The 23,734-nt window shown below is 52.9% G+C and carries 23 protein-coding genes; 17 read left to right on the forward strand and 6 right to left on the reverse strand.

Annotated elements, in window-relative coordinates; genetic code table 11:
* The first annotated feature begins 201 nt into the window (after positions 1-201).
* The 3 genes from NSQ80_RS09360 to NSQ80_RS09370 all read left to right on the forward strand — a co-directional run bounded on the left by NSQ80_RS09360 (position 202) and on the right by NSQ80_RS09370 (position 3,523).
* Entirely contained in the window at positions 202-1,977 is a 1,776-nt protein-coding gene (locus NSQ80_RS09360) for a 2-oxoacid:acceptor oxidoreductase subunit alpha (RefSeq protein WP_323076473.1), read from the forward strand.
* Complete coding sequence (locus NSQ80_RS09365; RefSeq protein ID WP_009223088.1) at positions 1,964-2,830, forward strand: 2-oxoacid:ferredoxin oxidoreductase subunit beta; 867 nt, start codon at positions 1,964-1,966, stop codon at positions 2,828-2,830. Before NSQ80_RS09360 ends, NSQ80_RS09365 begins: the two co-directional genes overlap by 14 nt.
* Before the next feature lie 120 nt (positions 2,831-2,950).
* Positions 2,951-3,523 (forward strand): phosphate propanoyltransferase, encoded by a 573-nt coding sequence (locus NSQ80_RS09370; protein WP_009223089.1) that lies wholly within the window; start codon positions 2,951-2,953, stop codon positions 3,521-3,523.
* An 82-nt stretch (positions 3,524-3,605) separates the two neighbouring features.
* Here the strand turns inward: NSQ80_RS09370 and spoVAD are convergent, their stop codons facing one another.
* From spoVAD to NSQ80_RS09385, 3 genes are read right to left on the reverse strand one after another with little or no spacing between them, the layout of a single operon-like run.
* Complete coding sequence (gene spoVAD, locus NSQ80_RS09375; RefSeq protein WP_260070595.1) at positions 3,606-4,610, reverse strand: stage V sporulation protein AD; 1,005 nt, start codon at positions 4,608-4,610, stop codon at positions 3,606-3,608.
* Position 4,611: 1 nt separating this feature from the next.
* A complete protein-coding gene (gene spoVAC, locus NSQ80_RS09380) occupies positions 4,612-5,100 on the reverse strand; it encodes a stage V sporulation protein AC (RefSeq protein WP_260070596.1) in 489 nt (162 codons plus the stop codon).
* Between the two features lie 12 nt (positions 5,101-5,112).
* Positions 5,113-5,973 carry a DUF421 domain-containing protein gene (locus NSQ80_RS09385; protein ID WP_009223092.1) on the reverse strand — a complete coding sequence of 287 codons (861 nt, stop codon included), beginning with the start codon at positions 5,971-5,973 and terminating at the stop codon, positions 5,113-5,115.
* 173 nt (positions 5,974-6,146) lie between these two features.
* On the opposite strand from NSQ80_RS09385, the gene NSQ80_RS09390 reads away from it, so the two are divergent.
* The 7 genes from NSQ80_RS09390 (at position 6,147) to NSQ80_RS09420 (ending at position 12,008) form a co-directional block, all read left to right on the forward strand.
* The gene (locus NSQ80_RS09390) at positions 6,147-6,353 is read left to right on the forward strand and encodes a DUF1657 domain-containing protein (RefSeq protein ID WP_009223093.1); all 207 of its coding nucleotides are present in this window, start codon (positions 6,147-6,149) and stop codon (positions 6,351-6,353) included.
* Between the two features lie 174 nt (positions 6,354-6,527).
* On the forward strand, positions 6,528-8,078 hold the full coding sequence (gene miaB, locus NSQ80_RS09395) for a tRNA (N6-isopentenyl adenosine(37)-C2)-methylthiotransferase MiaB (protein ID WP_260070597.1): 1,551 nt from the start codon (positions 6,528-6,530) through the stop codon (positions 8,076-8,078).
* Positions 8,079-8,098: 20 nt separating this feature from the next.
* Complete coding sequence (locus NSQ80_RS09400) at positions 8,099-8,551, forward strand: YlbF family regulator (RefSeq protein WP_009223095.1); 453 nt, start codon at positions 8,099-8,101, stop codon at positions 8,549-8,551.
* A gap of 122 nt (positions 8,552-8,673) precedes the next feature.
* On the forward strand, positions 8,674-9,069 hold the full coding sequence (locus NSQ80_RS09405; RefSeq protein WP_028539116.1) for a PaaI family thioesterase: 396 nt from the start codon (positions 8,674-8,676) through the stop codon (positions 9,067-9,069).
* A 92-nt stretch (positions 9,070-9,161) separates the two neighbouring features.
* Complete coding sequence (locus tag NSQ80_RS09410) at positions 9,162-9,935, forward strand: NUDIX domain-containing protein (protein WP_028539115.1); 774 nt, start codon at positions 9,162-9,164, stop codon at positions 9,933-9,935.
* 62 nt (positions 9,936-9,997) lie between these two features.
* Positions 9,998-10,546 (forward strand): isochorismatase family cysteine hydrolase, encoded by a 549-nt coding sequence (locus NSQ80_RS09415; protein ID WP_009223098.1) that lies wholly within the window; start codon positions 9,998-10,000, stop codon positions 10,544-10,546.
* A gap of 7 nt (positions 10,547-10,553) precedes the next feature.
* Complete coding sequence (locus tag NSQ80_RS09420) at positions 10,554-12,008, forward strand: nicotinate phosphoribosyltransferase (RefSeq protein WP_009223099.1); 1,455 nt, start codon at positions 10,554-10,556, stop codon at positions 12,006-12,008.
* A gap of 140 nt (positions 12,009-12,148) precedes the next feature.
* Here NSQ80_RS09420 and NSQ80_RS09425 read toward each other — a convergent pair whose 3' ends face one another.
* Entirely contained in the window at positions 12,149-12,754 is a 606-nt protein-coding gene (locus NSQ80_RS09425) for a TetR/AcrR family transcriptional regulator (RefSeq protein ID WP_339302089.1), read from the reverse strand.
* Positions 12,755-13,050: 296 nt separating this feature from the next.
* Here NSQ80_RS09425 and NSQ80_RS09430 point away from each other — a divergent pair, with 296 nt between their 5' ends.
* The gene (locus NSQ80_RS09430) at positions 13,051-14,478 is read left to right on the forward strand and encodes an MDR family MFS transporter (RefSeq protein WP_260070605.1); all 1,428 of its coding nucleotides are present in this window, start codon (positions 13,051-13,053) and stop codon (positions 14,476-14,478) included.
* A gap of 72 nt (positions 14,479-14,550) precedes the next feature.
* Here NSQ80_RS09430 and NSQ80_RS09435 read toward each other — a convergent pair whose 3' ends face one another.
* The gene (locus tag NSQ80_RS09435) at positions 14,551-15,453 is read right to left on the reverse strand and encodes an SDR family oxidoreductase (protein ID WP_339302090.1); all 903 of its coding nucleotides are present in this window, start codon (positions 15,451-15,453) and stop codon (positions 14,551-14,553) included.
* A gap of 219 nt (positions 15,454-15,672) precedes the next feature.
* Between NSQ80_RS09435 and NSQ80_RS09440 the strand changes: the two genes are divergently transcribed.
* The 4 genes from NSQ80_RS09440 to NSQ80_RS09455 all read left to right on the forward strand — a co-directional run bounded on the left by NSQ80_RS09440 (position 15,673) and on the right by NSQ80_RS09455 (position 20,760).
* Complete coding sequence (locus NSQ80_RS09440) at positions 15,673-16,680, forward strand: 2-oxoacid:acceptor oxidoreductase family protein (protein WP_339302091.1); 1,008 nt, start codon at positions 15,673-15,675, stop codon at positions 16,678-16,680.
* Between the two features lie 26 nt (positions 16,681-16,706).
* Positions 16,707-19,013 (forward strand): thiamine pyrophosphate-dependent enzyme, encoded by a 2,307-nt coding sequence (locus NSQ80_RS09445; protein WP_339302092.1) that lies wholly within the window; start codon positions 16,707-16,709, stop codon positions 19,011-19,013.
* A 116-nt stretch (positions 19,014-19,129) separates the two neighbouring features.
* Positions 19,130-20,128: an acryloyl-CoA reductase gene (locus NSQ80_RS09450; protein WP_339302093.1), complete on the forward strand. Its 999-nt coding sequence runs from the start codon at positions 19,130-19,132 to the stop codon at positions 20,126-20,128.
* Between the two features lie 92 nt (positions 20,129-20,220).
* On the forward strand, positions 20,221-20,760 hold the full coding sequence (locus tag NSQ80_RS09455) for a hypothetical protein (protein WP_339302094.1): 540 nt from the start codon (positions 20,221-20,223) through the stop codon (positions 20,758-20,760).
* Between the two features lie 155 nt (positions 20,761-20,915).
* Here the strand turns inward: NSQ80_RS09455 and NSQ80_RS09460 are convergent, their stop codons facing one another.
* Positions 20,916-21,428: a MogA/MoaB family molybdenum cofactor biosynthesis protein gene (locus tag NSQ80_RS09460; protein ID WP_009223107.1), complete on the reverse strand. Its 513-nt coding sequence runs from the start codon at positions 21,426-21,428 to the stop codon at positions 20,916-20,918.
* A gap of 189 nt (positions 21,429-21,617) precedes the next feature.
* On the opposite strand from NSQ80_RS09460, the gene NSQ80_RS09465 reads away from it, so the two are divergent.
* Positions 21,618-22,628: a GTP-binding protein gene (locus NSQ80_RS09465; RefSeq protein ID WP_339302095.1), complete on the forward strand. Its 1,011-nt coding sequence runs from the start codon at positions 21,618-21,620 to the stop codon at positions 22,626-22,628.
* Positions 22,629-22,839: 211 nt separating this feature from the next.
* Positions 22,840-23,721, forward strand: coding sequence for an oligopeptide transporter, OPT family (locus NSQ80_RS09470; RefSeq protein ID WP_339302167.1), 882 nt, complete (start codon positions 22,840-22,842; stop codon positions 23,719-23,721).
* Positions 23,722-23,734: the final 13 nt, after the last annotated feature.

Here is a 23,734-nt window from a genome sequence, read left to right on the forward strand (position 1 = left end):
GAATTGATCGAAAACTACTATATGAAAAAAGGCTAGAAAACGCTTGCTTTTTACCAAGTTGAGACATAAAATTGACATGACTCTGAAACAGAATGTTCACAAACAATAGGCCGGAATGTGACCTCTTGCACGTTAGCATTCTACAACTTTTATTATTATTTCTATTTTTCCATTGCGATACGATTAAAGGGGTGGGCGATCTTGATTAGTCAATTGTCTTGGAAGATCGGTGGACAGCAGGGAGAGGGCGTTGAAAGTACAGACCGGATTTTTTCGACGGCTTTGAACCGGCTGGGATATTATTTGTACGGGTATCGGCATTTCTCCTCCCGTATCAAAGGCGGTCATACGAATAACAAAATCCGGATCAGTACCAAGCCAATTCGTGCGATTTCCGACGACTTGGACATTTTAGTCGCTTTTGACCAAGAAAGTATCGATTTGAATGCACATGAACTGCGCGGCGGCGGGGTTATTGTAGCGGACGCTAAGTTTAACCCGACCGTACCGGAGGGCGTGGATGCCCGTTTGTTCCCGGTGCCGATTACGAGCATTGCCGAAGAGCTTGGAACTTCGCTGATGAAGAACATGGTTGCTTCCGGTGCATCGTGGGCGCTGCTCGGTCTTCCGCTTGAGGTATTTAACAAAGCGGTGGAAGAAGAGTTCGGCCGCAAAGGACCTGCGATTGTTGAGAAAAATATCGAAGCAGTTAAACGGGGCGCGGATTTCGTGCTTGAGCTTGCTGGAGGACCTCTGGAGGAGTTTAGACTCGAGCCGGCGGATGGCAAGCAGAAGCTGTTTATGATCGGTAACGAAGCGATTGGGCTGGGGGCCGTTGCGGCAGGTTGCCGAATCATGAGTGCTTACCCGATTACCCCTGCTTCTGAAATTATGGAATATTTAATTAAGAAATTGCCGAAATTTGGCGGTACGGTTATTCAGACGGAAGACGAAATTGCAGCTATTACGATGGCGATTGGTTCGAGTTATGCGGGCGTCCGTTCGATGACTGCGTCGGCGGGACCCGGCTTGTCCCTGATGATGGAAGCAATCGGACTGGCTGGCATGACCGAAACGCCGGTCGTGATCATCGATACGCAACGGGGCGGCCCAAGTACAGGTCTGCCGACGAAGCAGGAGCAAAGCGATATCAACGCACTCATCTACGGTACCCATGGGGAAATTCCAAAGATCGTGATCGCGCCGAGTTCGATCGAAGAGTGCTTCTACGATACGGTAGAGGCCTTCAACCTGGCTGATAAATATCAAGTGCCTGTTATCGTGGCTACGGACTTGCAGTTATCCCTCGGGAAGCAGTCCTGCGAAATGCTCGATTTCAACAAAGTCACGATCGATCGCGGTTACCTTGTGAAGGATATTCCGGACCGTGAGGATTCAAGCATGTTCAACCGCTACGCCTTTACGGAAAACGGGATCTCCCCGCGGGTGCTGCCGGGCGAGAAGAACGGCATTCACCATGTGACTGGGGTTGAACACGACGAATCCGGCCGTCCGTCGGAAAGTCCGGTGAACCGGAAGAAAATGATGGATAAGCGGTTGCGGAAGCTGGCCCAATTGGAAGTCACGAATCCGATTCACCTGCAAGCCCCGCATACTGAACCGGATCTGCTGATCATCGGCATGGGCTCCACGGGGGGTACGATTGATCAAGCCCGCATCCGTCTGTCGGAGGACGGCTTGAAGACGAACCACATGACGGTGCGCTTGCTGCATCCGTTCCCCACGGAGCAAGTACTACCGCAAATTGAGAAGGCGAAGAAAGTGGTTGTCCTAGAGAACAACGCAACAGGCCAGTTGGCTAACCTGATTAAACAAAACGTAGGTTACCACGACAAAATCGTGAATGTCCTGAAATATAACGGCAATCCGTTCCTTCCTTCGGAAGTCTACGAAGAGTGCAAGAAGGCAGCCGGGAAGAAAGCGCAGGAGGAGTTGGTGAAAAATGGCAACGTTTAAAGATTTCCGTAACAACGTTAAACCTAACTGGTGTCCGGGCTGCGGCGATTTCTCCATTCAAGCCGCAATCCAACGCGCTGCAGCGAATGTGGGTCTTGAGCCAGAGCAACTTGCCGTGATTTCCGGGATCGGCTGCTCCGGACGGATCTCCGGATATATCAACGCTTACGGATTGCACGGGATTCACGGCCGTGCGCTGCCGATCGCCCAAGGTGTAAAGCTGGCCAACCGCGACCTGACCGTCATCGCTTCAGGCGGCGACGGCGACGGCTTCGCGATTGGGATGGGGCACACGGTACACGCAATTCGCCGAAACATCAACATCACTTACATTGTCATGGACAACCAAATTTACGGGTTGACCAAAGGGCAAACCTCCCCGCGCAGCGGTGAAGGCTTTAAGACGAAGAGTACGCCGGAAGGCTCGGTAGAATCGACTTTGTCTCCGCTCGAAATCGCTCTGGCGTCCGGTGCCACCTTCGTGGCTCAATCGTTCTCCAGCGATCTGAAGCAGCTGACTTCTTTGATCGAGCAAGGCATCCAGCATGAAGGCTTCTCCTTGATCAACGTGTTTAGCCCGTGCGTCACCTTTAACAAGGTAAATACGTACGATTGGTTCAAAGAGAACATCATCAATCTCGAGACCGTTCCAGATTATGATCCAAGCAACCGGGCGATGGCCATGGCGAAGCTGATGGAGACAAACGGCATGATCACCGGATTGATCTATCAGAACAAAGAGAAGAAATGCTACGAAGATCTGGTTCACGGCTTTAAGAAAGAGCCGCTGGTCCATCAATCGCTGGCACTTTCTGAAAGCGAGTTTGACAATCTTGTTGCAGAATTCAAATAATCAGGTGAAAGGTGTCCATTTCTGGTGGACGCCTTTTCCTTTTTTTCGCCATTAGGTGTATAATGAGTAGCGATGTGAATCGTCATCGATATAGAGAATATACGAGGAGTGTTTGTAGACATGAGCAAAACTGTACCTGTCGGCGTATCCGCGCGTCATATCCATTTGACGCAGGAGCACATTGAAATTTTGTTTGGACAAGGCTATCAATTAACGGAATTCAAACCGCTGTCCCAACCGGGACAATTTGCTGCGAACGAACAAGTGGCAGTCATCGGACCAAAAGGACAGTTCGATAAAGTTCGCATTTTGGGTCCAGCCCGTCCGGCGTCCCAACTGGAAATTTCCCGTACGGATTCCTTTGCGCTTGGGGTTAAAGCTCCGGTGCGCGAATCGGGCAACATTGAAGGCACGCCTGGCATCAAGGTGAAAGGCCCTGCCGGCGAAATCGAATTGGAGCAAGGCGTGATCGTCGCTGCTCGCCATATTCACTTCCATACTTCCGATGCTGAGAAATGGGGCATTAAAGACAAGCAACTGCTGAAAGTTCGTTTGAGCGGAGAACGTGGTTTGGTGTTGGAGAACGTCATTGCGCGCGTATCTGACAACTTTGCCCTCGATATGCATATCGATACGGACGAAGCGAACGCTGCCGGTGCGAAAACAGGCGACACGGCAGAAATCATCGACTAATCGGTTACACTTGAAAAAAAAGCAAAGGGCTTGCCCAGCGGCTGTAAATGCCGTGGGGCAAGCCCTTTTTGGTGTGAACAGCTTAAGCTTCGATGGACACCGCGTGGGCGATGCAGGGGATGCTTTCGCCTTGCTGGTAGGAGAGCGGAGAGAGCAACGCCCCGGTGGCCACGACGAGGATTCGTTTTAATTCCCCGCGTTTCATCCGGTTCAGCAGATGACCGTAGGTGACGACGGCGGAGCAGGCGCATCCGCTGGCGCCGGCTTGAACTTGTTGCTTCTCGTAGTCGTAAATCATCATGCCGCAGTCCATGTAGGTCGTCTGCTTGATGGGGAAATTGTGCCGGACGAACAAATCGTTCGCGATGGCATATCCGACTTTGGACAAGTCCCCGGTGACGATCAGGTCATAGTAAGACGGCTCGATCTCTAAGTCGCGGAAGTGGGCCTGGATCGTATCGACGGCTGCCGGTGCCATCGCAGCGCCCATATTAAATGGGTCGGTGATGCCCATGTCGATGACTTTGCCCATGGTAGCTGACGTCACCGAAGGACCGTCCCCTTCAGGGGATAACACGACAGAGCCTGACCCGGTGACCGTAAACTGGGCGGTAGGCGGCTTCTGCGATCCGTATTCCGTCGGGTAGCGGAATTGCTTCTCCACACTGGCGTTATGACTGCAGGTTCCGGCTATGGCATATTTCGCGCCTCCCGAATTGACAACGTAGGCGGCCATCGCCAGCGTCTGCATCGAGGTCGAGCAGGCGCCAAACATGCCGATATACGGAATGCTTAACGTCCGTGCGGCGAAGCTGTTGCTGATGATCTGATTCATCAAATCGCCGCCGAAATAGAACTGAATCTGTTCCTTGGTTAACCCAGCATGTTTAATCGCCAGCTGCGCTGACTCTTCGAGCAGCGTCTTTTCGGCTTTTTCCCAGCTGTCTTGGCCGATATAGAGGTCGGCATGGATAATATCAAAATCTTCAGCGAGCGGTCCTTGGCCTTCAAAGGGACCCACAACGGTAGCGGTGCTAATGATTTTGGGTTTATTTTCAAATACCCAGCTTTGATGGCCTTTCAGCATCTCAGTGCCCACCTCCGGCATACCCCGGGATAAACACCGCGTAAATCACCCCGATGATAAAAGCGGCCACCGTTCCAAACACAATGACGGGTCCGGCTAATTGGAACATTCCTGCGCTCACACCCAGCACCAGGCCTTCCGGCCGGTGCTCGATCGCCGTCGAGGCCATCGAGTTGGCAAAGCCGGTGACGGGGACGGCGGTGCCTGCCCCGGACCACTGTGCAATTTTGTCATAGACGCCAAAGCTCGTGAGCAGCACGGACAAGATCACGAGAATGGCGACCGTCGGGTTGGCGGCTTCTTTTTCGCTCATATGAGCAAAATGGATAAAGGCCTGTCGGATACATTCTCCAAGCAGGCATATCAATCCGCCGACCAAAAAGGCTCTCAGACAATTGACAGCCACCGGGCGCTTTGGTTCATGGGCATTTGCCAGCCGCTGATACTGCTGCTGCGTAGGAGTCAACTGCTTGTTTTTTTTCTTGGCCATGCTCCCATCCTCCTATTGGATTAATAACGGTTTGACTTGATCGATGACCTTCTGCAGCTTCACCGAACAATCGCCGTACAGTTTCTTGGCTTCTTCCTCGTCCGTCGAGAGAGCGAACATCTCCAGATCGGCTTCGCACTTCTTCAACTGGGCCAGCAAGACGGGTTTTTCTTGAGGCTGCGGCACGGTGATCTGGTCGTCGTACAAATCGACATAAAGCTGGCCGTACGCATCAACCTGCCCTAAATTGACGTTATCCAGGGAAACGCCCAGCTTCTCAAGCTCGGTATTCAGCCACTTCCGGTTGAGTCCCAGTGTAGCGAGCGGCTCGTCCATAATTTTCCCGTCGATAATGACGGTTTGCGGCTCCGGCTGGGGAGCAACCTTGATCCCCAAGTGAGCCGGCGTAATCGGCTGATATTCGTTCTTCAGCATCGCGTTGATTTGTCCATCGGGCTCCATGACCGCAAACTCGACTTCGGCCACTTTGAAAATGCTTTTCTTCCGCAGCTGCTCCATGAGCTCTTCGTTGGTCAGCTTTTCCTTCTTCAGATTCTCCTCCAGAATCTTGCCATCCTTGATCAGCACGGTACTGCTGCTGTCGATCATATCCCGTGCTTTCTTGCTTTTGAGCTGCAAAAATTCGATGCCAAGCGATACGAGAAACCAGACGGTAACGGCAATTAGCCCGAGATACCAGTCTGTATTAATATCCAGGGAGATGTAGGCGGTAATACTCCCAATCGTAATCCCGGTGATGTATTCAAAGAAGGAAAGCTGTGAAATTTGCCTCTTTCCGAGCAGCCGGGTGAGCACAAATAACACGACGACGGCCACCAACGTTCGGACGATAACTTCCAACCACATTGGCATGGGGAATACTCCTTTCGTAGACAATCCAAGGCGAGATATCCCAATTATGCGCGGGGATGCGTAAATTTACTAAGGTAATATGTGGAAGGGGAACAGGGCGTATGAATCAATTTCGAGCAGGTGAAATTATGCATTGTTCATAAGCAACATGCCAAAACAAAGGTGGTGAAATTGTGACAGTAGCATCTCAAGTCAAAACGGCCTTAGCTTCGTTAAAAAGCGCGCAAGCGAGCCTGGAGCAATTCGCGTTAAGCACGCAAAACCAGCAAGCGAAGGATCTGTTTACGCAATGCGCGCAACAAACGCAGCAAATCGTAACGCAAGTGGAAAGCCGCGTAGCGCAGCTGGAAAGCGAAGAACCTCAATACAAGGGATTCTAACTGTGATTAGAAAGGACCCGTTCATCGAACGGGTCTATTTGCGTTTCCACGTATACGGCGTTTATCTGGATATCGAAGCCTGGCCATGTTATAATTTAGTGTAATGCATTTTTATGAATGATAACGATGCCCATATGGAACGAAGATAGATCAGGTAAAGGAGTGAACGGGCACATGGCTAAGGAAACGAAAGATTACGCCAAATACTTTGACTTCTCGGACGCCCGGGTCATTTCGGAGGATGAGCGAGGGAAGAAAATCCGAATCCGTGGCCGGGATATTCAAATTTTGTCCGAGCCGAACCAACGCAAAGAGAAACAACGCGGGAAAGAAGACGTGAAGGTGCTGTATGAAAATGCCGTTCCCGAAGAACTGAAGGGGATTGGCGTTGGCAAGCATTATATCGTCTATACGTTTGGCTGCCAGATGAACGAGCATGACACCGAAACGATCAAAGGTTTGCTGGAGCAGATGGGCTACCGTGCGACCGAGGACCGCAAAGTGGCGGACATTATCTTGCTGAATACTTGCGCGATTCGGGAGAACGCAGAGGATAAGGTGTTTGGTGAGCTGGGTCACCTGAAGAGTCTCAAGACGGAGAAGCCGGATCTGCTGCTGGGCGTTTGCGGCTGTATGTCGCAGGAGGAAGGTGTCGTGAAGCGGATCCTGCAGAAGCACAGTTTTGTGGATATGATCTTCGGGACGCACAACATTCACCGTTTGCCATATCTCATTCAAGAAGCTTTGTTCAGCAAAGAGATGGTGGTTGAGGTCTGGTCCAAGGAAGGCGACATCATCGAGAACCTGCCGAAGAAGCGCGAAGGCATGCGGGCATGGGTGAACATCATGTACGGGTGCGACAAGTTCTGTACGTATTGCATCGTGCCGTTTACGCGGGGCAAGGAGCGCAGCCGCCGTCCGGAGGACGTCATTGCCGAAGTTCGTGAGCTGGCGCGTCAGGGCTATAAAGAGATTACGCTGCTGGGGCAAAATGTCAACGCCTACGGTAAGGACTTTACCGATATCAACTATACGTTTGCGAATCTGATGGACGATATCCGTCAAATCGATATTCCGCGCGTTCGGTTTACGACATCGCATCCACGCGATTTTGACGATGCGCTGATCGATGTTCTGGCCAAAGGCGGAAATCTGGTGGAGCACATTCATCTGCCAGTTCAATCGGGCAGCAGCGAAGTGCTGAAGAAGATGAGCCGCAAATATACCCGTGAACATTACCTTGAACTGGTGCGTAAAATCAAGGCGAAAATTCCAAACGTCGTCCTCACCACGGACATTATCGTTGGATTCCCGGGTGAAACCGAGGAGCAGTTCGAGGAAACGCTGTCCCTCGTACGCGAGGTAGGGTACGATTCGGCGTATACATTTATCTACTCGCCACGGGAAGGCACGCCGGCTGCCGTCATGGAAGACAACGTCCCGATGGAAGTGAAGAAAGCGCGGCTGACGAAGTTAAACGATACCATTAACGAATTCAGCCGCAACAGTAACGAAGCGTTGCGCGGACAGATCGTTGAGGTGCTGGTCGAAGGCCAGAGTAAAAACAACGCCCATATGTTATCCGGACGTACACGCACCAACAAGCTTGTCCATTTTGAGGGCGGAACGGAATTGATCGGAACGTTTGTCCAGGTGGAGATTACCGATCCGATGACTTGGTACATCAAAGGCAAGCTCGTAGAGCAAACCGCCAAATTGGCGTAATGCAGGGGAGGTTATTGACAGTGGAACAGCACAAAGATCAAACCGATTGCGGAATTCCGAAGTATGATTCGCGGGACCTGGTCATCCGCGAGGATATTATGAAGAAGGCCAAAGAGCTGGCTGAACTGATCGGTACCAGTGAAGAGGTTCAGCAATTTCAGAAGGCGGAGAAGCTGATCCAGAAGCATGACCGCGTGCAGGCGTTGATCAGTGCAATTAAGAAGAAACAGAAGGAAATCGTCGCATTTGAAACGTTCCAGAACCAAGCTATGGTGCAGAAGATCGAACGTGAAATCGAGGAGCTGCAGGACGAACTCGATCAGATTCCGCTCGTTACGGAGTTCCAGCAGAGCCAAAGCGATATCAATTATCTGCTCCAGCTCGTCGTTTCTGTCATCCGCGATACGGTAGCCAGCAAAGTGAACGTCGAGTCGGGCAGCGAGCCGGCTGTTTCATCCGGATACGGAGAGTAATGCGAGGCAGTTGGTGCGGAGGCAACCCCTCCGCTTTTTTTCATCTTGTCTGTAATGATTGAAGCAACGTCGCATCGGAATACTATAATATAAAGAGAAGCAAGGATAGGGGGGACACCGAGATGGATGATTGGAGCGAAGAAGTGCTGCGGCGGGATGAGCAATCGTTCTGGGGTCTGCTGGGACTGCGCCTCATTTCTGCCGACAAATCCCTGGTAAAGTTGGGACTTACAGCGGGGGCTTCCCACCTCAATTCCATGGGCATCGTCCATGGGGGCGTGCTGTCGTCCATGATGGATCAAGCGATGGGCACGCTGGTAGCAACGATTAAAGGGAAGCTTGGGGTAACCACCCATTTGAATGTCAATTTTCTCAGCCCCATGCGAACAGGGGAACTGGTGGTGTCGGCGATGCCAATCCATGAGACCCATCGGACGATGACGCTCCGCTCCGAGGTTCGTAACGAAGAAGGAACCCTCGGATGCATATCGACGGCAACGTTCCGCTTGCCGAAGTGAGCAGGGGGCCGTCTTTCGGGTTAGATCGCTTGAATTCGTAAGTGCCGGACTTCAATCGGCCGGCGTTATCCTAGACGATGTGGTGATACGTGATGAACGAAGAACAAAAGCAGGTAGTTAATGAGGTTAAAAAATATCGCACGCCGGACGGAATCCCGGCCGACATCGTCATGTTTACGTTGACGAGGCAGGAACGAAAAGCATCGACCAAATCGCTGCCGCGCTTTGATCTGAAGGTCATGCTGATCCGTCGGCGGAGCTGGCCGTTCGCCGGGGCCTGGGCATTGCCGGGCGGTTTCTCGCAGGAGGATGAATCGCTGTACGAAACCGCGCGTCGCGAGCTGAAGGAAGAAACCGGTGTCGACGGCTCACATCTTGAATATTTGGGGGTCTACAGCAAGCCGGGGCGGGACCCGCGCGGCTGGATTATCTCCCACGCTTTTTTCGCGTTAGTAGAGGAATGGGTGCTGGAGAAACGGCAATCGGCGGATGATGCCCAAGAGGTTGGTCTGTTTACCGTTCGAGAAGCCTTAGAGGATCTGCAGCTCGCTTTCGACCACCGCGAGATTTTGCAAGACGCTTATAAACGGATTCAGCAGCAGATGCTGCATACGACGATTGCGAAGCAATTTTTGCCGCCGCATTTCACTCTCGGCGAATTGTATCAGGTGATTCAAACGGTCGTTCCAGACTTTGAAGAGCTAAATTTTATCCGCAAAATTACATCGACGCGCAGTCGTCAGGGGATACTGGAAGAAGTGCGTGACGAGAATGGCAAGCCGATGTTGTCTAACCAATATTCGCAACGGCCGGCTCAATTGTACCGATTTACTGGTTACACCCCGCGGCTTTCGATTTACACTTAAGATATTTTACATAATGAAATATTAGTTGCGGCAAATGGAATGTGTGAAGGGAGAGTGAAATCATGAAAGCTCTGATCGTCATCGATTATACGAAGGATTTCGTGGACGGTAACCTTCCGGTGGGCCAGCCGGCCATCGATATTGAACCGGCGATTTGCCGGATAACGGAATCCTTTGTGGCGCAAGGGGATTTTGTCGTGATGGCCGTAGATCTGCACGAGCGGGAAGACCACCTGCATCCGGAAACGAAGCTGTTTCCTCCCCACAATCTGAGGGATACGGAAGGCCGTGCGTTGTACGGGCGGTTGTCTGAGGTTTATGCGAAGAACCAGGACCGCATCTATTGGATGGATAAGACGAGATACAGCGCGTTTTGTGGAACGGACCTGGAGCTGAAGCTCCGGGAACGCGGTATTACGGAGGTGCATCTGATCGGCGTGTGCACGGATATTTGCGTGCTGCATACGGCGGTGGAGGCTTATAACAAGGGATTTGCAATTACAGTATACGAAGATGCGGTAGCCAGCTTTAACCCGGAGGGACATACCTGGGCGCTGGGGCATTTCCGCACCAGTTTAGGAGCAAACGTAACGAACAGCCAGAGAGGATGAACAGGCGATGCCAACCACGGGTTTAGCACTGCATACCGATAAATATCAGATCAACATGATCTATGCGCATTGGATGAACGGAACGCATTTGCGGAGGACCGTATTTGAGGCCTACTTCCGCAAGCTGCCGTTTGGCAACGGGTATGCGGTGTTTGCAGGCTTGGAGCGGATCGTGGACTATATCCGGCAGCTGCGGTTTACGGAAGAGGATTTAGCGTATTTGGACAAACAAGAAGAGAACTATAAGCCGGAATTTCTGGAATTGCTGCGTAACTTTGAATTTAAAGGCACGCTGCTGTCGATGGCCGAAGGGGCGCTTTGCTTCCCGAACGAGCCGTTGATCCGCGTTGAAGGCACAATTATGGAAACACAGCTGATTGAGACGGCGTTGCTAAACTTTATGAATTTCCAGACCTTGATCGCCACCAAAGCTTCACGGGTGAAACGGGTCGCCGAGAACGACGTGCTGCTGGAGTTCGGCACCCGCCGGGCACAAGAAGCAGATGCGGCCATCTGGGGGGCTCGGGCTGCTTATTTGGCCGGGTTTGATGGGACGTCCAACTTGCTCGCTGGTGAGATCTTTGGCATTCCGACCCGAGGAACGCATGCCCACTCGTGGGTGCAAATCTTCGACTCGGAGCAGGAAGCGTTTGAGTTGTATGCCAAAGCGCTGCCGGATCAGGTTTCCCTGCTGGTCGATACGTATGATACGCTCAAAAGCGGCGTTCCGCATGCGATCCGCACCGGCAAAATGCTGGAAGCCGCAGGCAAGCGGCTGGCTAGCATCCGCTTGGACAGCGGCGATTTAGCTTATCTGTCGATTCAAGCCCGCAAAATGCTGGACGACGCTGGCTTACCTTATGTCAAAATCGTCGCGTCAAACGACTTGGACGAGAATACGATTTTTAACCTGAAGGCACAAGGTGCGAAGATCGATATTTGGGGCGTAGGGACTCAGTTGATTACAGCAGCGGACCAACCGGCTCTCGGAGGCGTCTACAAGCTGGTTGAACGGGAGAAGGACGGTCAGATGGTGCCCACGATCAAGATCTCCGGTAATCCGGAAAAAGTCACAACCCCCGGCAGAAAAGACGTATTGCGCATTGTCAGCAAAGACAGCGGCAAAGCGATTGCCGATTACATCTGTTTTCCGCATGAACAGCAAGCGCGGACGGGCGGCAAACTCCGATTGTTTGATCCGGTACATCCTTATATCAAAAAGTCAGTCAAAAACTATGAAGCGGTGTCCATGCTGCAGCCGATCTTTGTGGATGGTCAGCTCGTGTACAAGCTGCCAACGCTGGATGAAATTCGTGAGTACCACCGCGAGCAGTTAAATTTATTCTGGCCAGAATATCTCCGCAAGCTGAACCCGGAAATTTACCGCATCAGCTTAAGCCAGGAAGCCTGGGAGTTAAAGCAAAAGATGATCGAAGAATATATGGGGCAGCATGAGGATTAACTTCTTCTAACCCCCTTAAGACAGAAAGATCGCTTCTCGCCAATCGGCGGCGAAGCGGTCTTCATTTGCGTTGGAAATTATTTCTCGGGAAAGCGCAAAAAGCGCTATAAATCGGCGGATAGAAGGCTGATTTCGACAAGTTAACGACACGACTCATATTTCGCGAAGTAGTGATCAAACAAAATATCGATTTGCCGCTCAACGATTTCTTTGCCCGGACGGTTCTCCAGTTGCTTAATCTGCCTTGCCAAGACGAGCGGGAAGAGGACGGCTGCATTGATTTGCATCATCATAATAAAAAGAATATCCGGATTGGTCTCGCCGGTAATCTCCTCCAGCACGCCAGTAATCTTGCTGAATCCGGTCGTTTTCATAAAACCGGTGAAGTCCTGCCGGGATTCAAAAGTAATTCGTCCTTTGCCTAAGACTTCATGCAACAAACCGGGGTATTGCAGTACTGAATCCACGTATTGGAGAAGAAATGCCTTTAATCGATCTTTAGGGGGTAGCGAAGTATCGTCCAAGACGGAGAAATTCCCCTGAAACGTTGTCAGCAGCAGTTTCAGCGCTTCGTTAATCAAGTTGTCCTTCGAGCCAAAGTAGTAATTCACTAGAGCTAAATTGACATTGGCCGCAGCCGTGATCTTGCGCAAGGTGACTTGATCGGCCCCTTCGGTTTTAATGAGCTCCAACGTAGCCTGTAGAATATTCTGTTTGGTTGTCGGCCCCTCGGCGCAATTGCTCATAGTTTCGCTCCTTTATGCCATCCAATCTACTGCCCGTATAGAAACTACCATAATACGCTCTCACTCCAGGTGTCAAGAATAAGGCGCAGCGGGGAAGGAAGAGCGAACCAGATCTTGCAGAAGCCACCGATGACAAATGCCTTGACAAAACGGCGGCATCCATTTAAATTTGTTTTAAACATTGTTTTAAACGGTGTTTAAATTTAGAAAGAAAGCTGAGTGAGAGGATGCCGAATACTGTGGAGAGTTCGATCGAAAGCAAAGAATTTTCCATCCGGTCGATTATCGCACCGCTGATGGCGGTCATCGTTGGGATGATTATGGTCATTTTGGACAGCACGGTGGTTAACGTGGCCGTACCTAAGCTGGTCGACTTCTTCGCAACCGATTTAAAGACGGTGCAATGGACGATCACAGGGTATACGCTGGCTTTATCTGCCGTCATTCCGCTAGCGGGATGGATGACCGATAAATTTGGGGAGAAACGCATTTTCTTGATGACGATCGCGTTGTTTACGATTGGTTCGGTGTTGTGTGCCGTAGCGCAGACGCCGGAGCAGTTGATCATCTATCGCATCATTCAAGGTCTGGGCGGCGGGATGGTATCGCCGATCGGGTTTGCGATGGTGTTTAAGCTGGCACCACCTGAGAAGCGCGGAGCCGTGATGGGGGCGCTGGGTGTACCTATGTTGCTGGCGCCTGCGCTAGGTCCGGTACTATCCGGTTGGCTGGTGGAGAACGTCAGCTGGCACTGGATTTTTCTGATCAATCTGCCAATTGGGATTGTGGCGTTTCTGATCGGGCTGCGGTTCTTGCCGAAGTCCAGTCGACGGGAGGCGCCACAGTTGGATAAGCTGGGGATGATCCTGGCTCCGATCGCTTTTGCGATGCTGACCTACGGCGTGAGTGAAGGGGGAACCAGCTGGACCTCAGCGACGACAATTACGGGTCTTAGCGTAGGAGGACTTGCCTTACTTCTGTACATCTTCGTTGAAATAAGACATCAACAACCGCTGCTTGAGCTGCGTGTGTTCCGTTCGTCTCATTTCACCCGGGGGATCATCTTGGTCTGGATTGCCCAAGCGGCGTTGTTTGGTTCGATGATTCTGACTCCGTTATACCTGCAGCAAGTCAGAGGCTACAACGCGTTGGAAACCGGGATTTACTTGCTGCCTCAAGCATTGATGTCGGCGTTCTTCATGCCGATCAGCGGGCGCTTGTTTGACCGGGTTGGTGCGCGGCCGCTGGCCTTTATCGGCCTTGGTATCGTATCGACGGCCTTGTTCCTGCTGTCGCGAATTACAGCGGAAACGCCGCTGGCGATGGTGTTGGTGCCGCTTGGTTTGCTCGGCGGCGGGATGGGTCTGACGATGATGCCGCTGAACACGCATATTCTAAACTCCGCGCCGCGCCATTTGGTGGCTCGGGTTACCCCGCTAATGACGGCGGCGCAACAAGTTATCGTCTCCTTCGCGGTAGCCGGCTTAACCGGCTATCTGACTTCCCAAATCAGCAGCCATATGAAGGAGGCAGCACAAGGCGGAAATCCGCTGGAGGCGGCCGCATCCGGCTTTGGGGATACCTATTTCCTGGCTTCGTGCATTGCCGCTGCTGGCTTCCTGCTGACTTTATTCTTATCTAAGCCAAAGAAGCAAACCGAAGCAGGCAAGAATTCAGCAGCCGAAGGAACGCAACCAGACCCAAGTCTGATGGCGGGGCATTAATATATTGAAGCAAACATGCGAAAAAGCACTCTTTCTTTTTGGAAAGGGTGCTTTTGTCGTTCTCCCCGAAGGTTAACTCGTAACCATCGCGCCGCCGTTGACATGGATCGTTTGCCCGGTCACATAGCTGGAATCGTCGGAAGCCAGGAATACGAAGACCGGTGCCAATTCAAACGGCTGCCCGGCTCGCTTCATCGGAGTTTCCAGGCCAAACGTAGACACGTATTCCGCAGAATAGCTGGATGGAATCAACGGGGTCCAGATCGGTCCCGGCGCCACGGCATTGACACGAATGCCTCGATGAACGAGCGACAGCGCCAGGGAGCGGGTAAAGGAAACGACAGCGCCTTTGGTAGAGGAATAATCAATCAGCAGCGGAGCGCCGGCGTATGCGGTGATCGAGGCGGTGCTAATAATGGTACTACCGGGTCGCAAATAGGGAAGCGCGGCCTTGGTCAAGTAGAAATGAGGGAAGATGTTGGTGGCAAAGGTTTGGTACAGCTGTTCGGTCGAAATTGCTTCGATCCCTTGCTGCTGAGGAAATTGAACCGCCTGATTGATCACCAGGATATCGACTTTCCCCAAATGATGCAGGGTATGATGAATCACTGCATGGCAGAAAGCCTCTTGGCGCAAGTCGCCGGGAATGAGCAGGCACCGTCGTCCCAGTTCCTCAACGCGCCGTTTGGTTGCCTGGGCATCTTCGTGCTCATCCAGATAAACGATGGCTAAGTCTGCGCCTTCTTTGGCAAAAGCAATCACCGTAGCCCTCCCGATGCCGCTGTCACCGCCGGTCAGAATTGCGACCTTATCCTTCAACTTGCCGCTGCCGACGTAAGCGGGGTTTTCGGAGATCGGGGGCGGAACCATCAGGGTTTCTAAGCCGGGTTGTCTTGGTTGATGTTGCGGCGGGAAGGTAATTGGTTGTTCTTGGCAGACCGTTTTCGAGCTGTAATAAGGGTACTTGGGTATCATCCTTTGAGGTTCCTCCTGAAGTTGTTTTACCGCTATCCTATTCATTCCTGGGCGGGGTGGTGTATCCGCCTAGACAAGAATGTCTATATGACATTTGTTACATAAGTCACATCGCATCTATGATAAATTTTAAAATTAAGAAAGATATCGTTTGATGTCATGTTTAGCACTTATTTACGTCGTGAAGAGCTCGCATTTGCGAAGAAGGGAGTCAAGCGCGTGGTACAATTACCGAAATTAAACGAGCTGGGATTTTTTGAAATCCGTTTGGAATCCATTGGTGGGCTGGGTGCGAACTTGGCAGGGAAAATGCTGGCCGAAGCCGGGGTTGAGGGAGCCGGATTGAATGGGGTCAGCTTTTCTTCTTATGGCTCGGAGAAAAAAGGATCCCCGGTCAAGGCGCATATCCGCTTCTGCGATCTGAGTACGCCGATTCGCGATACGTCGCCAGTAGAACGCCCGCATATTGTGGGGATCTTTCATGAGGCGCTCGCCAAGACAGTGAACGTGATCAGCGGCATTTACGAGGACAGCACCGTATTGGTGAATTCGCGCAAAACTCCGCAGGAGCTTAAGAAGAAAATGAAGCTGATCGGCGGCACGATCGCGGTGATCGATGCCACCGGCATTGCGCTCGAAGAGAAAAACCGGGTGAACATGGCGATGTTGGGTGCCTTATTCCGGTTGTGCCCATTCCTCGATCCTGAAACGATGAAAGACGTCATCCGCAAATCGCTGGAGAAGAAATATCCGCAAACCGTAGCCCCAGCTATTGCGACGTTCGAACGGGGTTATCATGAAGTTGTCTTTGAAACGTTTGCTTTGCCGGAAGGTGTAAGCATGCCGGCCTTCGTTCGTGCTGATACGCCGGTGCTTGGTTATGAAACACAGCCGATCGGCGGGTTGATTATCAATCCGGGCAACAGCATCCTGAAGGACCTTAGTATTTCCCGTTCTGGGATGATGCCGCATTTCAAGGAAGAGTCTTGTATTCACTGCGCCCAATGCGACAACGTCTGCCCGGATAATTGCTTCGTATGGGAGGAACGCCCCGATAAGAAGGGCCGACCGCAAATGTTCCTAAAAGGCATCGACTATCAATATTGTAAAGGTTGTTTAAAATGTATCCACGCATGTCCAACGGACGCCTTGTCCGGGGAGCGGGAGGAAGAAGGGTATGCGGAGGCGCATCGCGTACCGCATCTGTTTGATTTGGCGATACGCTAATACGCAGGAAAGGTGGTATGTTCATCATGGCGATCGATTTGGAGAAAGAACGCCACTCCGGCACGGTTGAGCAGCGCGTGGTTTATGAGTCAGGAAATGAAATGGCAGCTTATGCGGCCAGCCAGATCAATTATCATATTATGGGGTACTTTCCGATTTCCCCTTCCACCGAGGTAGCGCAATTTCTCGATTTGATGAAAGCAAACGGACAGCATGACATCAAGCTGATTCCATCGGACGGCGAACATAGCTCGGCCGGTATCTGCTACGGCGCTTCAACCGCCGGCGGTCGGGTATTTAACGCGACCAGTGCTCAAGGTTACTTGTACATGCTGGAGCAAATGCCGGTGCAGTCCGGCACGCGTTTCCCTATGGTCATGAACTTGGTTTGTCGTTCCATTTCCGGACCGCTGGATATTCACGGCGACCATTCGGACCTTTATTTTGCGCTAAACACCGGTTGGCCGATCCTGATGTGCCGAGATCCGCAAGCGGTATACGATATGAACCTGATCGCGATCAAGCTGGCTGAGGATCCGGAGGTAAGGCTGCCGGTGCTTGTCGCGTCCGACGGATACTTTACGTCCCACCAAAAGCGGCGCGTGCATACCTTCGCAAACCGTGAGGACGTTTTGAAATTCGTTGGTGAACGCCCGCCGGGCGGCTTCCCGCATACGCTGGATCGCAACAACCCGATTACCGTCGGGCCGTACATGAACGAGCCGGATTACATCAATAACTGCTATCAGCAGTCCGTAGCGATGTATAACGCGGAACGCGTCTTTGAACGGATTGCCGGCGAATATGCGGAATTGACCGGACGCGAGTACAAAATGCTGGATCTGTACCGGATGGAAGACGCAGAGGTGGCGGTTTTCCTCATGAACTCGGCATCTGAAATTATTAAAGACGTCGTGGATGATTTGCGCCGCCAAGGCATCAAAGCCGGCTCGATCGCACCAAATATGATTCGGCCCTTCCCGCAAAGACAAATTGCCGAAGCGCTGAAGAACGTGAAAGCGATCACGGTCGGCGACCGCGGTGATTCCTATGGCGCTTATGGCGGTAATATGGTTAATGAGATTAAAGCTGCGCTGTTCACGCATGGAAATCATACAACGAAGGTCATCAGCCGGATATACGGTCTGGGGGGCAAGGAGTTTTATGCCGAGGACGGGCATCACTTCTTCCAATTGGCGATCGAAGCGGCGAAAACAGGCCGGGTAGAAGTGCCGTTTGATTACTATGGACATACCCCGGGGGATCCGGAGAAAGCGCCTAAGCGGGTGCTGAATCCGCTGAAGTTTGAGGACCTGAAGACCGGCCTGATCACGGTCACGAAGAATGAAGAAACCGGCAAGCTTGGCGTGCGCATTCCGCCGCTTCGCGCATTAACGAAGAAGCCAAAGCGGATTGCACCGGGGCATGGGGCCTGTCCGGGCTGCGGGATTTTCTCCGGTCTAGAGCTGTTCTTTAAAGGGATCGAAGGCGACATCGTGGCCCTGTTCCATACGGGCTGCGCGATGGTCGTCACGACTGGGTATCCGTATTCGTCCCATAAAGCGACGTACATCCATAACCTGTTCCAGAACGGAGCGGCCACTTTGTCCGGTGTCGTCGAAATGTTCTGGGAAAGAAAACGCCGCGGTGAGCTCGACGAGCTTGGCCTGAAGGACGATTTTACGTTCGTGATGGTTACCGGCGACGGAGGCATGGACATCGGCATGGGGCCGGCGATCGGAGCGGCGCTGCGCGGTCATAAAATGATCATCATCGAGTATGATAACGAAGGATATATGAATACCGGGGCACAGCTGTCGTATTCGACCCCGCTTGGCCACCGTACCTCTACGTCGAACATCGGCAAAGCGCAGCAAGGCAAAACGTTCCAGCACAAAGACACGCCGCAAATCATGGCGGCCACCAACATTCCTTACGTGTTTACCGGCAGCGAGGCTTACCCGCAGGATTTGGTGAAGAAAGCAGCCAAAGCCCAATGGTACGCGCAAAATGAAGGACTGGTTTATGGTAAAATATTAACAGCCTGCCCGCTCAACTGGATTTCGCCGGACGATCAGGGCACGAATATCATCGACGCTGCCGTTAACTCCTGCTTCTTCCCGCTGTACGAGGTGGAGCATGGTCAAACCACAATCACGTACAATCCGGAGGAGAAGGGCAACCGCATTCCGCTGGCGGATTGGCTGAAGACGATGGGCAAGACCCGTCATTTGACGAAGCCGGAGAACGCTGAGGCTCTTGCGGAGTTCGAACAAGAGGTAGAACGGCGTTGGAAAATCCTTCTGGCTAAACACGAACATCCTTATCTCTAAAAACAGGCCAGAAAGTGGACAAAACACGATATTAGGGGAAGCGGCAATGTGCAGCTTCTTTTATGATCAAAGCGTTATTCGGAAGCTTACATCCCGAATGGAAGGAGAGTGAGAGGATGAACCCATCCTTTCGTGCATTTCGCGTACACCAGGACGAGTCCGGGTTTCGGTCAGGGGTCGAGCAGGTAGACTTCTCGGCGCTTCCTGACGCCGATGTGACCGTCAAGGTGCATTATTCCAGCGTCAACTATAAAGACGGATTGGCAAGCATACCAGAGGGAAAAATCGTTAAAACCTATCCATTTATCCCCGGCATTGATCTGGCCGGGGAGGTAACCGCCTCCCGCGATCCGCGGCTGAAGCCCGGGGACCGGGTGCTGTGCACCGGTTACGGGCTTGGCGTGACGCACGCGGGCGGGTTTGCTGAAGTCGCCCGTGTCCCGGGCGACTGGCTGGTGACGCTGCCGGAAGGCCTTTCGTTCCGCGAAGCAATGGCAATCGGAACGGCCGGGTTTACGGCAGCGTTGTCGGTCCGGCGCCTGCTCGATAACGGGCTGGCGCCCGGACAAGGGCCGGTGCTCGTCCTCGGCGCCACCGGCGGCGTGGGCAGCATGGCCGTGGCGATCCTCAGCCGGCTTGGGGTTACTGTCACCGCGGTCACGGGCAAGCCGCAGGCGCGGGAGAAGCTGGCGGCCTTCGGCGCCGCCGAGGTCCTCTCCCGTGAGGAGGCGGCTTCGGGAGCCAAAGGCGCCCTTGGCAAAGAGCGCTGGGCGGCCATCGTTGACCCGGTGGGGGGGGCTATGACGGCCGATCTGCTGAAATCGGTTCGTTATGGCGGCTCGATCGCCTTGTCGGGGTTAACCGGCGGCAGCGGGATCGAAACGAACGTGTATCCCTTTATTTTACGCGGTGTGAATTTGCTGGGGATCGATTCCGTATTTTGTCCGGAGCCGCTGCGGCGCGAGCTTTGGCAGCTTCTGGCCGGACCGTGGAAGCCGGAGCCGGTGCTGGCCTCTGGCATCACCGAGTATCCGCTGGAGAAGCTCCCGGAGGCGCTTCGTACCGTACTGGCCGGGGAAGCCATCGGACGCCAGGTCATTTCCTTCATCAACTGAAACGGAACTCATGGTATAAATTGGGGGATCTTGAGACAACCTAACACCATCGGCCGAAGCTGGCTTAGCTTAGGGTAAAGGATGGGATACCAATGAGATGGTGGAAGGCAGGATTGGGAATGGCCTTGGCGCTCTCTTTAACCGTAGGGTGCGGTAATGTGCAACGGGTCGCCAAGGAAGAAATGAGCAAGTATAGCATGCAAAGCTATCGGCAAGGAAACGAACGCCAATTAACGACAGGGAAGACGCTTAATACGGCGCTGTTGCAATCTTTGAAAGCGGAATGCGAGAAGCGCGGGATTAAACTGACCCATGAAACCTATGCCGAAGGGCTGGACGGGAATATTAGCTACAGTTATTTTATTAACGGGGATGCGCGGCATTTTATTATCGTACATGTATTTCCCAGCGAGCAAGAACGGATTCGCGAAATTTCCGAGATTTATGGAACCGGGGACGGCAAGCAGGCGATCTCAGCGCAGTCGGCTTCCAGTCAGGCTGCCGTCATCTCGGTGAAGGGCAACGCCGCCTTGGTTTATTCGTCCAGCGCGCAGAAGGACAGTCAATACCGGGAAGAGATGCAGGCGGTATTTGGTAAACTGCTGAACCAAATGAATAATACATCGAAGTAAATGGCAAAGCGTTTCCCAATACAAAACCAACCGCTGCCTTCGTTTAAGGAAGGAGAACGGTTGGTTTTTTGCATGTGCGCCCGGCATGGGCGATAACTAGGCGGTGAAAGTCCGCTACAGGCTACTCAATTAATGGGTAGCCTCCTATCCGATTTTTACTTCTTATAGATTTCTCGCATGACGTGACGCAGCTCTGGAAGGATAATCCGTTCCATCGCCAGCTTGACTGCGCCCTGCGAACCGGGCATGGAGAAAACCGCCGTATTGCCGATCGTTCCGGCGATCGCGCGGCTGAGGATGGCGGCCGAGCCGATATCTTCCGTAAAGCTGAGGTAACGGAAAATTTCCCCAAACCCCGGCATCTCTTTGTTCAGAAGGCTGCGCACCGCCTCAAACGTCGTATCCCGCGGCGCAATGCCAGTGCCGCCGCTTAGCAGAACCGCTTCGATCGTATTGTCCGAAGCCGCTTCCCGCAGCAGCTGGCGGATGCCGTTATAATCGTCCTTAACGATCATATAGCGGGCAACGTGATACCCGTGCTGCCGAAGCAGCTCTTGGATCAACCGGCCGCTGGTATCGTTTTCTTCGGTCCGTGTATCGGAGACAGTAATGACGAAACAAGATACTTCATCCGGCGCTTCCATCCGGTGTTCATCGACGGATCTCATCGTGTTCGCTTCCTTTCCTTGGAGGTTAATTCCATTGTACCATGTTTGACGGGCTTGAGCTTGTCCAGGAGCAGATCTGAGGCGGAACAGGAAATGTGGTTGCATGTCCGGGATGGTTGGTGTACACTCGCATTCGAATGGCTTTATCCTTTATCCCGATTGCAGGAGGTTGTTGAGGTGGGAAGCAGGGTGACACCCGTTTTTATATTGTCCGGATTTTTAGGAAGCGGTAAAACGACGCTGCTCCAGCGGCTGATCCGTCACTGGCAGGAGCAGGGGCTTCGTCCGGCCGTGATCATGAACGAAATCGGAGACGTCAATCTCGATGGATTGCTCGTTTCCAGCGAAGTGCCGATGGCGGAGATGCTGGGCGGCTGTATTTGCTGCACGATTCGCGGCGACTTGAGCGTGCAGATGGCGGAGCTGATCGAAGGGGAGAAGCCGGACCTGATCGTTATTGAGGCGACAGGCGCGGGCAATCCGATGGAAATCTTTGATGCGGTGACCGAAGTGTCGCTTTATCTCAAACTGGACATCAAGCCGATGGTGACCGTGGTGGATGCAGCCCATCTGGCCGAGCTGTACGCATCCCAGCAGGGGAAGTCCTACCGGCTTATGGTGGAGCAGATCCGCTGCGGGTCCGTATTGATCTTAAATAAAATGGACTTGCTTGAGCCTGATCGCCAGCAGGAAATGACGGCGTTTCTTCGCCGCATGAACCCTTACGCTCGAATCATTCCGGCAGTGAAATGTGAAGTTGATTTGCCGTCATTATGGGCGCAACACCAAGCTCATGATCACACCCACGATCATGAGGGTCACAACCACGAGCATCACCATGATCATCATGCGGCGCATAGTCATGATCATCACCATGGACATCCTCACGCGTCGCATGAGCATGTTACTGTCTATACGCACTATTTCGACGGGCCGGTGGACAGCGAGGACTTTGAGCGATTTATTGCCGAGCTGCCCCGGGAAGTCTACCGCGGCAAAGGGGTTTTGCGATTTACCGATACAGCCAGCCGGTTCCTGTTCCAATATGCGTATAGGGAAGCCGATTACCTGAAAATCACACCGCAAGGGGACGTGCCTGACGTTGCCGTGTTTATCGGAGAGCACTTCGACAAGCAGGGTTTAGCACAGCGGCTGCACGCCCTGGAGCGCAACGTATCGGATAATAGTAACGAACGTTAAGCCAAATTGACCAAGAGAACCGCGAGTCCATCGCGGTTCTCTTCTTTTTGGCGTCGATTAAATTAAATCTCCCCGGGGTAACCTAAAACTGCTTTTTTCTTGAAGAGGGAGAGAATCACATGAATGGAAAATCGAAAAACTCCACGAAGTTCGTTCCTTATGTGTCAGCTAAGCGCTCCTTGCCGTCGTTTTCGGGATCATTTTGGCCGTTGTGTTTGCCGCGGCGAACGCCTATCTAGGGCTGAAAATCGGTCTGACCGTCAGCGCCTCCATTCCGGCGGCGGTGATATCCTTGGCGGTGCTGCGAGGGCTATTCCGGCGCAAATCGATCCTGGAAAACAACATCGTGCAGACGATGACAACCGCCGGTGAAGCGGTGGCGGCTGGCGCCATCTTTACCCTCCCGGCGCTGTATATGTGGGATTTGAATCCCGGCCAGCAAATGATCAGCTTTGTCGTGCTGATCGGCGGGTTCCTGGGCGTAGCCATGATGGTTCCGCTAAGACGGCTGTTGATCGTGAATGAACATGAAACGCTGCCTTATCCGGAAGGGACGGCCTGTGCCGAGGTGCTGGTCTCCGGGGAGACCGGCGGCCGGAGCGCCCGCATGGTCTCGCTTGGCTTTGGCGTTGGCGGCCTGGTCAAAGCGTTAGGCGATGGCTTCATGTTATTTAAGACGGAGATTGAAACAACAATCTTTCGCTTCAGAAACGCCGTCATCGGGATGGATACGTATCCAGCCCTGCTGGGCGTTGGCTATATTATCGGACCCCGGATCGCCGGGCAAATGCTGGCCGGCGGGATTCTGGCCTGGCTGGTGCTGATCCCGATGATCGGCTTTTTTGGCGCCAACTCGGCGGGGGCGGTAGCGCCTTCGCTGACCCCAATCGCCGAACTTGATGCCTGGGGGATTTGGGGCGATTACATTCGCTATATCGGCGCAGGGGCGGTAGCCGCCGGCGGCTTGATTACGCTCGTAAAAACGTTGCCGATGCTGTACAGCTCCTTGCGCTCCACGCTGAACGGCCTGATGCAGCGCTCCGCATTCAACGAGAAGACGACGATCGACCGCACCAAAAACAACGTCACCTGAAAGCGCCCGAACT

The sequence above is a fragment of the Paenibacillus sp. FSL K6-2441 genome, assembly GCF_037964765.1.
GTDB lineage: Bacteria > Bacillota > Bacilli > Paenibacillales > Paenibacillaceae > Fontibacillus > Fontibacillus phoenicis.